8 protein-coding genes are annotated in these 13,168 nt (G+C 63.1%); 3 read left to right on the top strand and 5 right to left on the bottom strand.

The genetic code is table 11. The features are described from left to right. Positions 1 to 107 precede the first annotated feature (107 nt). Genes MHM84_RS00160 through MHM84_RS00150 form a run of 3 tightly spaced genes read left to right on the top strand, consistent with a single transcriptional unit; the run spans position 108 to position 4,900 of the window. Positions 108 to 2,018, top strand: a complete 1,911-nt coding sequence (locus MHM84_RS00160) for a hypothetical protein (protein WP_239261195.1) — start codon at positions 108 to 110, stop codon at positions 2,016 to 2,018. Positions 2,019 to 2,075: 57 nt separating this feature from the next. Further along, a complete protein-coding gene (locus MHM84_RS00155) occupies positions 2,076 to 4,019 on the top strand; it encodes a DNA topoisomerase III (RefSeq protein ID WP_239261194.1) in 1,944 nt (647 codons plus the stop codon). Then, positions 4,016 to 4,900 carry a 2-dehydropantoate 2-reductase gene (locus MHM84_RS00150; RefSeq protein ID WP_239261193.1) on the top strand — a complete coding sequence of 295 codons (885 nt, stop codon included), beginning with the start codon at positions 4,016 to 4,018 and terminating at the stop codon, positions 4,898 to 4,900. The genes MHM84_RS00155 and MHM84_RS00150 overlap by 4 nt, the downstream gene beginning before the upstream one ends. A gap of 130 nt (positions 4,901 to 5,030) precedes the next feature. On the opposite strand, the gene ppc is transcribed toward MHM84_RS00150, so the two are convergent. From ppc to cysM, 5 genes are all read right to left on the bottom strand, one after another. After that, entirely contained in the window at positions 5,031 to 7,679 is a 2,649-nt protein-coding gene (gene ppc, locus MHM84_RS00145; RefSeq protein WP_239261192.1) for a phosphoenolpyruvate carboxylase, read from the bottom strand. A gap of 62 nt (positions 7,680 to 7,741) precedes the next feature. Then, entirely contained in the window at positions 7,742 to 8,581 is an 840-nt protein-coding gene (gene mazG, locus MHM84_RS00140; RefSeq protein ID WP_239261191.1) for a nucleoside triphosphate pyrophosphohydrolase, read from the bottom strand. Continuing rightward, positions 8,578 to 10,839 carry a GTP diphosphokinase gene (relA, locus tag MHM84_RS00135; RefSeq protein WP_239261190.1) on the bottom strand — a complete coding sequence of 754 codons (2,262 nt, stop codon included), beginning with the start codon at positions 10,837 to 10,839 and terminating at the stop codon, positions 8,578 to 8,580. The genes mazG and relA overlap by 4 nt, the downstream gene beginning before the upstream one ends. A gap of 51 nt (positions 10,840 to 10,890) precedes the next feature. Next, complete coding sequence (rlmD, locus tag MHM84_RS00130; RefSeq protein ID WP_239261189.1) at positions 10,891 to 12,258, bottom strand: 23S rRNA (uracil(1939)-C(5))-methyltransferase RlmD; 1,368 nt, start codon at positions 12,256 to 12,258, stop codon at positions 10,891 to 10,893. 3 nt (positions 12,259 to 12,261) lie between these two features. After that, a complete protein-coding gene (gene cysM, locus MHM84_RS00125) occupies positions 12,262 to 13,158 on the bottom strand; it encodes a cysteine synthase CysM (protein ID WP_239261187.1) in 897 nt (298 codons plus the stop codon). Positions 13,159 to 13,168 lie beyond the last annotated feature (10 nt).

Below are 13,168 nucleotides of genomic sequence, written 5' to 3'. Positions count from 1 at the left end.
CTAGCATGCCGACCGATTGGCGCTCATCACGCTGCAGCGCTGGCAGCCGTCTCCCGGCGATGCTAGGTTAGGGCCTCCTGCCTTCGTATAGTACAAGGATCAGTCAGTTGCGCCTGCCGTTTCGTCGCCCTGCCCGTTCTCATACCGAAACCCCTCAGGTGCGCCTCGAACGCGAAGGGCGTGACGAAATCCGTCGCATCACCTCAGCGGTCGAAAGGGTGCCATGGACCGTCAGCCTGCTTCAGATCCTTTGGACCGCGGGCCCGGTCACTTTGCTCGGGGCCTGGGGCGGTTACCTGATGGGCTATGGCAAGGCGCCCACTGCCGAAAATTACATTTTTTTCATTTCCTATACGGTGATCACCGGGGCGGCGGGCATTATCGCCAATCTCGCCCATAACCTGACCGGCGGGCGCAAGGCGGAACGCACCGCAGTCAAGGTCGAGCGAGTCATCAGCAGTTTGCCCGAGCTACTGCTAGTCACCCGTAATCTGATCGTCGAAAGCCTCGAGGGTGACGCCAGGCGACGCGAGGCCGCGGCCATGCTGTTGCGCAAGCAGGATCTCTCGCCCGAGGGTGTGGAGCTGGCGGCCATCGAGTTGCTCGACGATCGCGACAGCGCGCGCATCATCGCCCAGATCGAGATCTACCGCCGAATCGGTCTGCAAGCGCGTATCCGTGACCTGACGAGTCTTTATCAGGACACACTCATGCCTCAGTTTAGCGAACTGGCCGAACTGGCTCCGGATGCCACGGCCCTGCTACGTCAGCGCTTCGAAGGCCATGCACCCGACATTCGCCACGGCGTGGCACGCGACGACAACTTCATCGAACGCGTTCTCGCCGCCATCGAGCAGGACGACGAGCTGCTGATGACGCTGCAGGATGTCGAAGAGATGATCGTGTTGGCGTTCGAGCTGATCAGCGGTCGCCGCATCCCCATGCTGACCTTCGAGTATCGCGGCCGCTGGCGCCTGGCCCAGGCGCTGGATGCACTCGAGAAGTCGCGTGCCCGTTATCGCATCGCCCAGGCGACCGGTCTTTCCCGCCTGAAGGCGTTGACCGCCTATCTCGCCGAACAGTCCGGCACGCTGATCGAGGATGCCGCTACGGGCCTGCGCGCCGAAGTCCTCGAGCAGCGCGCCGTTCAGGCACTCGATGCATTGACCGAGCAGACCCAGCATCTGGCCCACGCAGTGGCCAGCGGCCAGACCGAGCGCAAGAGCCAACTACGCTACAAGGCCGACCAACTGGCCACTGCCATTCGCCTGTACCGCACGGCTTACAACGCCTATGCCCAGGTCGGACGCGATCATGTCCAGGTACTCAAGGCGGCTCAGCGCTGGGAAAACGTGACCGCCGGTCTGGACGATCGCAAGACGCGCCTGCGCCTGGGTCCGGGACGTCGCGGGCTGCGCATTCGCGAACACGTCATCGCCCTCAACGATGCCGCCAAGGCCGAAGTCTGCAAGCACCTGGCCAGGTATCTGGGCGAGGTGAGCGGCGAGGTCAACCATCTGCGCAATGGCTCGAGAATCGAACACGAGCGCCTGCTGACGATGGGCATCGATGCGGCCAAGCGTCTGGCGATCGAGATCGCCCTGGCGCTGGAGCCGCACATCCAGCTTTCCCGGCCCGAGGTGCAGCGCGCCATCAACAGCACCAATGCCGCCGATTTCGGCCAGTTGGAGCTGAACCTTTCCGCCGCCGCCAAGGCCGCCCTGGGGGCGGCCATGGTCAAGGAGATCGACGTCGATCTCTCACGTCCTGCCGAGTCCTTGGCCCTGGCTCTGGTCAGGCACTACCGCGTCGACCTCGACCCGGCCGCCAAGGACTTTCTCGTCAGCCAATACGGCGCGCGCGAGGCAACCCTCAACATGCTCTCCAACTACCTTTCCCAGCAATCGCGCAGTCCGGCACACCCCGTCAGTTACCTGAGTCAGCGTCCGCCGGTGGTCAATGCGCCCCAGCGCGACTGGTACCGTGCCCTGGTCAGGGCACGGCGTGCCCTGCGTTGATTGGCAACATCGTCAAAGACTGTAAGAATATACAGACCGCCTGAAGATGAGTGTGTCATGCGCCTGATCATTGCCGAGAAACCCAGCCTCGCCCGCGCCATCGCCGATGCCTTGCCGGGCCACGTCTCACGCGAGGAAGGCTCGCTGCGCGTTGGGCAAACGCAAGTCAGCTGGTGCCTGGGTCATCTGCTCGAACAGGCAGCCCCGGATGCCTACGATCCGCGTTACAAGCAATGGCGCCTCGATCACCTGCCGATCGTTCCCCAACAATGGAAGCTGATTCCCCGTCACAACGCCCGCGGCCAACTCAAGGTGTTGCGCGCATTGATCAAGCAGGCCGACAGTGTCGTTCATGCCGGCGATCCCGACCGCGAGGGACAATTGCTGGTGCAGGAGGTCATCGACTACCTCGGCTGGCGTGGCCCGGTCGATCGCCTGTTGATCAGCGATCTCAACCGGCCCGCCGTGGTACGGGCCCTGGAGCGGATGGAAGACAACCGCGCCTATCAAGCGCTGTATTACGCTGCCGAAGCGCGCTCCCGCGCCGACTGGCTGTATGGCATCAACCTGTCACGTGCCTGGACCCTGACAGGACGTCAGGCAGGCCATGACGGGGTACTCTCGGTGGGCCGCGTGCAGACGCCCGTGCTGGGCCTGGTAGCCAGGCGCGACCGCGAGATCGCCGACTTTGTTCCACGACCGTTCTATGTACTCTGGGCCGATTTTCAGGTCGAGCACGGAACGCTCCGGGCCTGGTGGCAGCCCGACGACAGTCACGCCCTGGACGACCAGGGCCGTCTGCTAAAGCGCGAACCCGCCGAGACTCTGGCGGCGCGTTTGCCAGGTGCCCAAGGCAACGTGTCGGCCCTCGATACCCAGAAGAAACGTCAGGCCGCTCCCTTGCCCTATTCGCTCTCGGCGCTTCAGGTCGATGCGTCGCGACGCTACAAGCTTTCGGCAAAAAGCGTGCTCGATGCCTGCCAGGCCCTCTATGAACGCCATCGCTTGATTACCTATCCACGCTCGGATTGCCGCCACCTTCCCCAGGGCCATTGGAGTGAGGCACGGCGTACTTTGGAAGGCGCTTGCCTCGGTGACGATCAACTGGCCGGCTGGTTTGGCGGCGCCGATTTTTCGTTGCGTTCCAAAGCCTGGAACGACAAGCAGGTCGGCGCCCACCACGCCCTGGCGCCGACCGGGGCACGCCCCGACTTCACGCGTCTGAACGCGACCGAAGCCAATGTCTTTCGCCTGATCGTGCGCAACGTCCTTGCGCAGTTCTATCCTCCCTTGGAAAGCCGCGAGGTCAAGGCCGACTTCATGGTGCTTGGCGAACGCTTTCGCGCCCAAGGGCATGAAATCCTGGTGCCCGGCTGGAAACCCCTGTTCACGACCCGCGACGAGGCGCCCCCACTCCCGCCGTTACGCCAGGGCGAAGCAGCACGCGTCGTCGATCGAGCGGTAGAGGACAAGCAAACGCGTCCCCCCGAGCCGTTCACGGATGCTAGCCTTATCAAGGCGATGATGAACATTGCCCGCTATGTTGAAGACAATGCGGTCAAGCGGACATTGCGCGACACCGACGGCCTGGGCACCGAAGCTACCCGTGCCGGCATCATAGAGACCCTGCTCGAGCGTGGCTTCATCGTTCGCCAAGGCAGCGCGCTACGTGCCACCCGCACGGGGCAGGCATTGATCGCGGCACTGCCCGACGCGGCGACACGCCCCGAGCGTACCGCGCTATGGGAGCAACGTCTGCGCGCCATCGCCGAAGGTAACGATCAGGCCGCCCCCTTTCTCGATGCACTGCTCGGCGATCTACGTGCACTGCTTGCCTGCGCCGATGCGGGACGCATGCGTCAGGCGCTGGCCACGGCAGAAGGTTTCGAGGCGTCAGCCAGATCCAAGGTGCGCAAGACCGGGCGACGCAGTGCGAAAGGCACCTCGACGAAGCGGCGTACCACGCGAAGAACGCGTAGCGAGAGCAAGGAGAAGGCATGAGTAACGGCACTTGGCTGATTCTCGGCCCCGGCGCTCTGGGGCGTTTGCTGGCCGTTCAACTGGCGGGCCACGTGCCCCTGGCCGTGATCGGGCGTCAGGCCAGTGAGCAACCGTTCATGCAGAGCACGCCCGAGGGCGAAAGCCGTATCCGCTACGTGCCGCGACTCTCCCTCGAACAGGTTCCGCAACGTCCGCTGATGGTGCATATCACTACCAAGACTCATGCCGTAGACGAGGCGCTGGATCGTCTTGCCCAGCGGATCGACGACGATACACCCATCGTGTTGTGGCAGAACGGCTTTCAGGTCCAAGAGCCGGTCACGCGCCGATGGCCTGGTCCGGTGCTATGCGCAACCACCAGCGAAGGCGCTTATACCGAAGGGATGGACAGTGTCGTGCATGCCGGGCATGGCCAGACCTACATCGGTCATCTGGACGGACGCTACCCGGCGCTTGCCGAATGCATTGCCGTCACCCTGACCGTGGCAGGATTGCATGCCGAACCCTGCAGCGACATACGTCGACGGCTCTGGCACAAGCTCGCCGTCAATGCCGCGATCAACCCTCTCGTGGCACGCTATCGCATTCGTAACGGCCAACTGCGCGATCCGCCCTATCGTGCCATGGTCGAGGCCATCATCGACGATCTGGCTACACTCATGGACGCCGAAGGCATCGACGCCCCGGATGCCGGCTGGTCGCATCACGTGTGGAGTGTCATTGGCGCCACCGCCAACAACCGTGCATCGATGCTGCAGGACGTGATCGCTGGTCGCCCCACCGAACGCGACGCCATCCTCGGCCCCTTGCTCGACGCCGCACAGCGCCACGGCATGCCAACACCCACCCTGACCGAGCTGTACCGCAACACGCCGGGGTAGACTGGACAGCAAGAGGGTGCGAGCAATAGCCAGACAAGGCGGAAGCAGGCGAGAAAAGCGCAGTTTACATGCAGTAAATGAGCATTTTCGAGCCCGCTTCCAACACTGTCTGGCTGAAGCGCAGCCCGTCTTAACCAGTATTGCGCAGGCCGGCTGCTATCCCCGCCATCGTCACCATCAACGCCCGCGACAGCGCCGGGCTGATCGCTCCGTCCGCATCGCGGTTACGCTGTAGCAGTTCGGCCTGTAGACCATGCAGCGGATCGATATACGGATTGCGCACTTCGATCGCTTGTCGGATCAATGGCGTACCCTCGAGCAGTTCGCGCTGATCGAGAATGTCCAGCAGCACGCCATGCAGACGCACCAGGCGATCCCGGAGCTGCTGCCCCAGCGCCTTCAGCGAAGGCTCATCGACCAAGCGATGCTCATAGTAGGCGGCAATCTCGATGTCCGCCTTGGCCAGCAGCATTTCAAGCATGTCGAGATAGGTGCCGAAAAACGGCCAGCGCTGGCGCATCTCCCGCAGCCGCTCGAGACCGTTTTCTTCCTCCATTCGTGTGGCGAAGGCCTCACCACTGCCCAGCCAGGCCGGTAGCATCAGGCGAATCTGGGTCCAGGCGAAGATCCAGGGGATCGCCCGCAGCGACTCGACACCGCCTTCCTGGCGGCGCTTGGCCGGACGCGATCCCAAAGGCAGACGTCCCAGCGCTTCTTCCGGTGTCACGGCCCGGAAGTAGGGCACGAAATCCGGATCCTCGCGCACCACACCGACATAGGCCTTGTGTGCGATATCGGCCAGTCGGTTCATTTCCTCGCGCCATTCCGGCTGCGGGGATGGCGGCGGCAGAAGCGTCGCCTCGAGAACGGCACTGGTGTAAATCTCCATCGAGCGCAGCGCGATATCCGGTTGCCCGAACTTGAAGCGGATCATCTCGCCCTGCTCGGTCACGCGCAGGCTGCCGTTGACCGACCCCGGCGGCTGGGAAAGGATCGCGGCATGCGCCGGACCGCCGCCACGTCCCACGGTGCCGCCTCGGCCATGGAAGAGCGTAAAATCGACGCCGTGTTTGCGACAGACCTCGACCAGGGTCTCTTGAGCGCGGTACTGCGCCCAGGCGGCAGCCAGTTGGCCGGCATCCTTGGCAGAGTCCGAGTAGCCGATCATGACCTCCTGGCGATCGCCGATCAGCCGCCGGTAGCCGGGCAAGGACAGCAGCTTGTCGATAGCCTCAGCGGCATGATCGAGATCGTTGAGGGTTTCGAATAGCGGTGCGATCGGCAGGCGTACGTCGCCTCCAACCTCCTTCATTAGCAGGGCCACGGCCAACACATCGGAGGGTTGTGCCGCCATGGAGATGATGTAAGTCCCCAGCGCTTCACGATGCTCGTTGGCGATGACGCGGAAGGTATCGATGACTTCGCGCGATTCGGTGGAGCACTCCCAGCGACGTGGAATCAGCGGGCGTGGCGACTCCAGCTCCGCCAGCAGAAACGCTTGTCGCTTCTCCTCGTCCCACTCGCTATAGTGCCCCAAGCCTAGATAGGAGCAGAGCTCGTCGAAGAGCAAGGCATGGCGCCCCGCTTCCTGACGAATATCGAGTTTGGCCAGCGTGACGCCGAAGACGGCGATACGCCGCAGAGTGTCGAGTAGAACGCCATTGGCAATCGCATCGAGGCCGGCATCGCACAGCGAGCGATAACAGGCCAGTAGCGGCGCATAGAGCTGGTCCCGGGTCTCGATGATCGGACCACCGTCGTACTTCTCACCGTCAAGGGTCGCCTGCGCCCAGTCCCGGGTTGCCTCGACACGTGCCACCAAGCGCTTGAGCAGCGCCCGGTAGGGCTCCGGGTCGTCGCCCACCTCGGCCTTCAATGCACTGTTGGCCTTCCACATCGACAGTTCGACCTTGAGTTGCTCCAGGTCGCGCAGATAGAGATCGGCGGCCATCCATCGGCCCAGCAGGAGCACCTCACGCGTCACCTTGGCCGTCACATTGGGATTGCCGTCCCGGTCGCCCCCCATCCAGGACGCGAAACGCAGCGGTGCGGCATCCAGAGGCAGCCGCTCACCGGCCGTTTCGAGCAGCAGGTTGTCCAGGTCCCGGTGGAAGTTGGGAACGGCTTCCCAGAGCGAATTCTCGATGACGGCAAAGCCCCACTTGGCTTCGTCCACCGGGGTGGGGCGCTCATGGCGTATTTCGTCGGTATGCCAGGCCTGGGCGATCAGCTCGTTGAGACGGGTATGCGCTCGCGTAGCCTTCTCGGGATAGTCCGCCGCGCTCTCCATCAGCGTCAGGCATTCATCGATGGCATCGTATTTCTGAATCAGCGTGCGTCGAATGACCTCGGTCGGATGCGCGGTGAGAACTAGCTCGACCCGCATGCCGGCAAGGGTTTCGACGATATGTCTTGGGCTGTGCCCCGCTTCGCGGATACGTTGCAGCAGTTCGCCGAGTGCTGGCTGAAAGCCGGGCTTGTAGTCCTCCACGCGGCGAAAACGGGCCCGGTAGTGCTGTTCGGCGATATTGGCCAGGTTGAGAAACTGGTTGAAGGCCCGCGTCACGGGCAGCAGATCCTGATCGGGCAAGCCGCGCAGGTAATCGATCAGCTCGCGCTGGGCTTGTGCATCGCCCTGCCTGCCGCGTTTGGCATAGGCGCGAATGGTCTCGATCTTGTCGACGAAGGCATCGCCCAGATCGTCGGCGATGGTGTGTCCCAGACTGTCGCCCAGAACGCGGACATTGTCGCGTAGCGATTCATGCAGGTCATCACTCATGCAGCTCTCCTTGGGCTGTTACGCTCCTTCACGGGCCGGCATGCTCCCGAATACAGGCGCGATCAACGTTGTTCCGAATGCTTCTCCAGGCGCTTGGCGTCGTTCCAGTGGGCATCCATCTCTTCCAGGCTGGCATCGACAGGCATGTGTCCCGAGCGGGCCAGGGCCTGTTCCACATACCGGAAACGGCGCTCGAACTTGGCGTTGGTAGCGCGCAGGGCCTGCTCGGGATCGGCCTTGAGCCGTCGCGCCAGATTGACGACGGCAAACAGCAGATCGCCGACTTCCTCGCGGGCATGGGCGTCGTCGCCCGCCGCCAGCGCCTCTTCGACTTCGTCGAGTTCCTCGCGAATCTTGTCCAGGACGCCACGCGTATCCGGCCAGTCGAAGCCGACCCTCGACGCTCGCTTGGTCAGCTTGGCGGCACGCGACAGCGCCGGCAGGGCCCGCGGCACGTCGTCGAGCGCCGAATCCGCCTGTCGCGTCTGACGCTCCTGAGCCTTGAGCGCTTCCCACCGGGAGTTTACCTGGGCGGTCTCGACCTTTGCGGCATCGACGCCTTGGCGCCGCGATGCCAGCGTGCCATCGGGAAACACGTGGGGGTGACGCGCAATCATCTTGGCGGTTAGGGTATCGACCACGTCATGAAAGTCGAAGCGCCCTTCCTCCTTGGCGAACTGACTGTAATAGACCACCTGAAACAACAGGTCGCCCAGTTCACCGGGCAGCTCATCGTAGGCCCGCCGCTCGATGGCATCCGCCACCTCGTAGGCTTCTTCGAGGGTATGCGGAACGATGGAATCCCAATCCTGCTTGATGTCCCATGGGCAGCCCTGCTCGGGGTCGCGAAGCACGGCCATGAGCGTCAGCAGGTCCGGTAGAGAGTGGCGTGAGTCGATCATGAAGCGGCCTTTTTCCTGACGCCACTGCGCAGGCGCTTGACGTCGATGATGTTGGGCAATTGCTGGATGCGCGAAAAGATACGCCCCAGCGACTCCAGACCATCGACCTCGAGGGTGATCTTCAAACGGGCAACGTTATCGGTCGCGTTGGTCGCCGTGTTGACGGCCAGCACGTTGACACGCTCATGGCTGAGCACACTGGTGACATCGCGCAGCAGGCCCGAGCGATCCCACGCCTCGATCTCGATGTCGACCGGGTAGTGAGCGCGTGCCTGGCTTCCCCATTCCACATCGACGATACGCCGCGGCTCCTCGGCACGCAGCTGCAGAATGTTGGGACAATCCTGACGATGGACGGTGACGCCTCGTCCTTGGGTAATGTAGCCGACGATCTGATCGCCGGGTACCGGATGGCAGCAGTTGGCCATCGCGGTCTTGAGGTTACCCACGCCAAGCACGGTGATGCCGTCGTCCTTGACCTTGCCGCTGCGTTTGGGCTTGGTCAGCAGGCGATCGAGCTGGTCCTCGTCCTCGGTGTCGCCGAACAACTGCTGGGCCTGATGAAGCACTTGTCCGATACGCAGATCGCCCGCCCCGATGGCGGCGTACATGTCGTCGGGCGATTGATAGTTGACCGACTTGGCCAGTGTGTCGAGGTCGAAGCCCTCGAGGTCCAGGCGACGAAATTCCTTCTCGAACAGGGCCCGCCCTTCCTCGAGATTCTGATCCCGCGCCTGGTGCTTGAACCAAGCCTGGATCTTGGACCGCGCACGCGAGGTCTTGACGAAACCCAACGAGGGATTGAGCCAGTCGCGACTGGGGCCCCCCTTGGTTGCAGCCAGAATCTCGACCTGTTGACCGGTCTTGAGCTTGTAGGTCAATGGCACGATACGGCCGTTGATCTTGGCGCCACGGCAGCGGTGGCCGATCTCGGTGTGTACCCGGTAAGCGAAATCGATGGGCGTCGCGATTCGCGGCAGGTCGATGACGTGGCCATCGGGCGTAAACACATAGATGCGATCCGGCGCTACATCGCTGGACAGCCCTTCTTTGAGATCGCCCAGGTCGCCCACTTCGTCCTGCCATTCGAGGACCTGGCGCAGCCAGGCGATCTTCTCCTCGTAGCCCCGGCTCTTGGCATTGATATCGTGGCCCTTGTAGCGCCAATGAGCGCAGACGCCCAACTCCGCCTCTTCGTGCATGGCGAAGGTGCGTATCTGGATCTCCAACACCTTGTTCTCGGGGCCGATCAGTGCCGTATGCAGCGACTGATAGCCGTTCTTCTTGGGGTTGGCGATATAATCGTCGAACTCGTTGGGCACGTGACGCCACTGCGAGTGCACGATGCCCAGTGCGGTATAGCAATCGGTGACTTCGGGGACGAGGATGCGCACGGCACGTACATCGTAGACCTGCGAAAAGTCGATGCGCTTGCGCTTCATCTTGCGCCAGATGGAATAGATGTGCTTGGCCCGGCCATCGACCTGATAGCGCGCAATGCCGTGCTCTTCGAGCAGTTCTTCCAGGCGGGAAACGACATCCTGAATGTAGTGGTCGCGATCCAGGCGCTTCTCGGCCAGCAGCTTGGCAATCGACTTGTAGTCGTCCTCGTGCAGGTAGCGGAAGGAAAGATCCTCCAACTCCCATTTCAACTGGCCGATGCCGAGACGGTGCGCCAGCGGCGCATAGATATCGAACACTTCGCGAGCCACACGCAGGCGCTTGTCGCGAGGCGCCTCACGCACCTGGCGCAGGGCGCAGGTACGTTCGGCGATCTTGATCAGTGCGACCCGCACATCGTCGATCATGGTGACCAGCATCTTGCGCAGGTTGTCCTGCTGGTTATGCTGCGTCATGCCATGGCTCGGTGCCTGCTGCTGGCTGATGGCCGCCATGTTGAGCACGCCTTCGATGAGCCGGGACACGCTCGCGCCGAAACGCTTTTGTATCGCCTCGAGAGTGACCCGCCCCTCACGCACGGCCCGATACAGGACAGCGGCTTCCAGTGCCTCCTGGTCCAGCTTCAGTTCGCTGAGGATATCGGCCATTTCCAGCCCGGTTCGAAAACTGGAGCCGTCTTCGAGCCAGGCCTTGTGGGGTTTATCCGCCTCGTTCGCCAAGCGTTCGGCGAGCTCGCACGCGGCCCGCATCTCGCCGACATCACGTAGCGCGACATCGTCTTGCAACCGCTCAAGCCAAACCCCGATATCGACACTGCCCGTAGCGGTCAGTGGCTGGTCTTCACGAACCTTGACCATGTTATTGGACCCCTCCTGTTCCCGACCATACTGACAGGAACGTCACGAACCCTACCCACGCTCGAACAGCAGCATGGATTCAAGATGCGCCGTCTGAACGAACATATCGGCGACGGCGGCACGCGTGATGCGATATCCGGCATGCACAAGATGTGCCGCATCGCGGGCCAGCGTTGCCGGATCGCAGGACACATAGAGAATGCGCGACACCTTGGATCGGGCCAGGCCCCGGCAAACCGCCTCGGCGCCATCGCGCGGCGGATCCAGCACCACCAGATCGGGCAGCGGTTCGAGTGCCGGTGCCTGCCCCAGATCGGCCTGCCTGGCTTCGACATTGTGCAAACCGTTGCCCCGCGCGTTGTCCTGCAGGCGCGTCACCATATCCGGACTGCCCTCAATGCCGATGACCTCCGCCACATGAGGCGCCAGTGCCAGCGTAAAGTTCCCCACCCCGGCGAACAGGTCGAGTACCCGGTCGGTCACGGCCGGCTGCGACCAGTCGAGCGCCAGCGACACCATCTGCTGGTTGATCTCGGCGTTGACCTGCAGAAAATCGCCTGGCAAGAAGGACAGTCGCAGGTGGCGATCACCGCTTTTGAGGGTATAGCCCAAGTCCGGCGCTGTGCCGAACCACTCGAGCCGGGGGGCGTCGCGACCTATCAGACGGGCCAAGGCAACGTCGTGCGCGCTGGCCCATGTCTGCCATCGTTGCCAGTCCAGCGTATCGTCTCGCAACTGACGGATGACTACCACCGCCTGTTCACTGCCGGCCACCAGCTCCACATGGCCAACCAGGCGTGGCGACCGGAGACGTTCCAGGCATTCGCGAAGCGAAGGCAGTAGCGTCTCCAGGGCGGGTAACAGGACCGGACAGGAATCGATGTCGATGAGATGGCGGCTGTTCCGTTCGCGAAAGCCGAGGTGCACACGCCCCTGTGAGTCGACCTTGCCGCCAAGGCGGGCCCGGCGACGATAGCCCACGCCCTCGCCCGCGAGCACGATGGGCTCGCCGGGCAACGATAGCCCCTGGCGCGCCAGCTGGTCGACGAGCACGCTGCGCTTGTGGCGTCGCTGCGCACTCAGCGACAGGTGCTGCAGGTCACAGCCCCCACAACGCTCGTAATGCGGGCAGACGGGCTCGACCCGCTCGCGTGACGTGACCAACCATTCCCGGACATGGGCTTCTTCGTAGCGCTTGCGGTTGCGGTGGACGGCGATATCCACCCGCTCACCCGGTAGCGCACGGTCGATGAACAGCGTCTTGCCCTCGGCATTACGTGCGACCCCCCTACCATCGTGAGCCAGACGAGTCACCTCGACGCCTGCCCGACCATTGGCCGGAGGAGTGTCGGGGCCGGAATGACGTTGCGACGCCGTCTTCTTTGCCGTAACCGAGCGTCGCTTTCCCAACATGGCCATGGTTCAGAGACCCGGCGCAAAGAGGCCGGTGGACAGGTAACGGTCGCCGCGATCGCATACGATGAACACGATCACGGCATTCTCGACCCGTTCGGCGATCCGCAATGCGCCGGCCAGGGCGCCGCCGGAAGAGACACCGGCCAGGATGCCTTCCTCCCTGGCCAGGCGACGCATGTTCTCTTCGGCCTCGTGCTGGCCGATATCCAGCACGCTATCGACCCGGCTGGCGTCGAAAATGCTCGGCAGATACTCCTCGGGCCAGCGGCGAATACCGGCGATGCTGGCCCCATCCTCGGGTTGCAGACCGACGATCTGAATCTCCGGGTTACGCTCCTTGAGATAGCGCGACACTCCCATGATCGTGCCGGTAGTGCCCATCGAACTGACAAAATGGGTGATGGTGCCCTGGGTCTGCTGCCACACTTCGGGCCCCGTAGTGCGATAATGGGCCTCGGGATTGTCCGGGTTGGCGAACTGATTGAGCGGCTTGCCCTCGCCCCGGTCGATCATCGACTGAGCCAGGTCACGCGCCCCCTCCATGCCCTGCTGCTTGGTCACGGTGATCAGCTCGGCACCATAGGCCGCCATGGCCTGCTTGCGTTCGCTCGAGGCGTTATCGGGCATGATCAACACCATTCGATAACCCTTGATGGCTGCCGCCATCGCCAGCGCAATTCCGGTATTGCCCGACGTTGCCTCGATCAGCGTATCGCCCGGTGCAATTTCCCCGCGCGCCTCGGCCTGGGCAATCATCGACAACGCCGGCCGATCCTTGACCGAGCCGGCCGGATTGTTGCCCTCGAGCTTGGCCAGTAGGGTATTGTTGCGTCCGGCACCGATACGCTGCAGGCGCACCAGCGGCGTATTGCCGACGACATCCTCGAGTGTAGGAAACTGCATTGGCTTATCC

The organism is Halomonas sp. McH1-25 (assembly GCF_022348165.1).
In the GTDB taxonomy this organism is placed as follows: Bacteria; Pseudomonadota; Gammaproteobacteria; order Pseudomonadales; family Halomonadaceae; genus Modicisalibacter.
Note: the sequence above shows the minus strand (reverse complement) of the source record. Positions and strands in the feature narration are given on the sequence as shown.

Excerpts from the sequence above, each read along its gene's own strand:
- MHM84_RS00155 (WP_239261194.1), top strand. The coding sequence starts at position 2,076 with ATGCGCCTGATCATTGCCGAGAAACCCAGCCTCGCCCGCGCCATCGCC.
- MHM84_RS00150 (WP_239261193.1), top strand. The coding sequence starts at position 4,016 with ATGAGTAACGGCACTTGGCTGATTCTCGGCCCCGGCGCTCTGGGGCGT.
- ppc (WP_239261192.1), bottom strand. The coding sequence starts at position 7,679 with ATGAGTGATGACCTGCATGAATCGCTACGCGACAATGTCCGCGTTCTG.
- mazG (WP_239261191.1), bottom strand. The coding sequence starts at position 8,581 with ATGATCGACTCACGCCACTCTCTACCGGACCTGCTGACGCTCATGGCC.
- relA (WP_239261190.1), bottom strand. The coding sequence starts at position 10,839 with ATGGTCAAGGTTCGTGAAGACCAGCCACTGACCGCTACGGGCAGTGTC.
- rlmD (WP_239261189.1), bottom strand. The coding sequence starts at position 12,258 with ATGGCCATGTTGGGAAAGCGACGCTCGGTTACGGCAAAGAAGACGGCG.
- cysM (WP_239261187.1), bottom strand. The coding sequence starts at position 13,158 with ATGCAGTTTCCTACACTCGAGGATGTCGTCGGCAATACGCCGCTGGTG.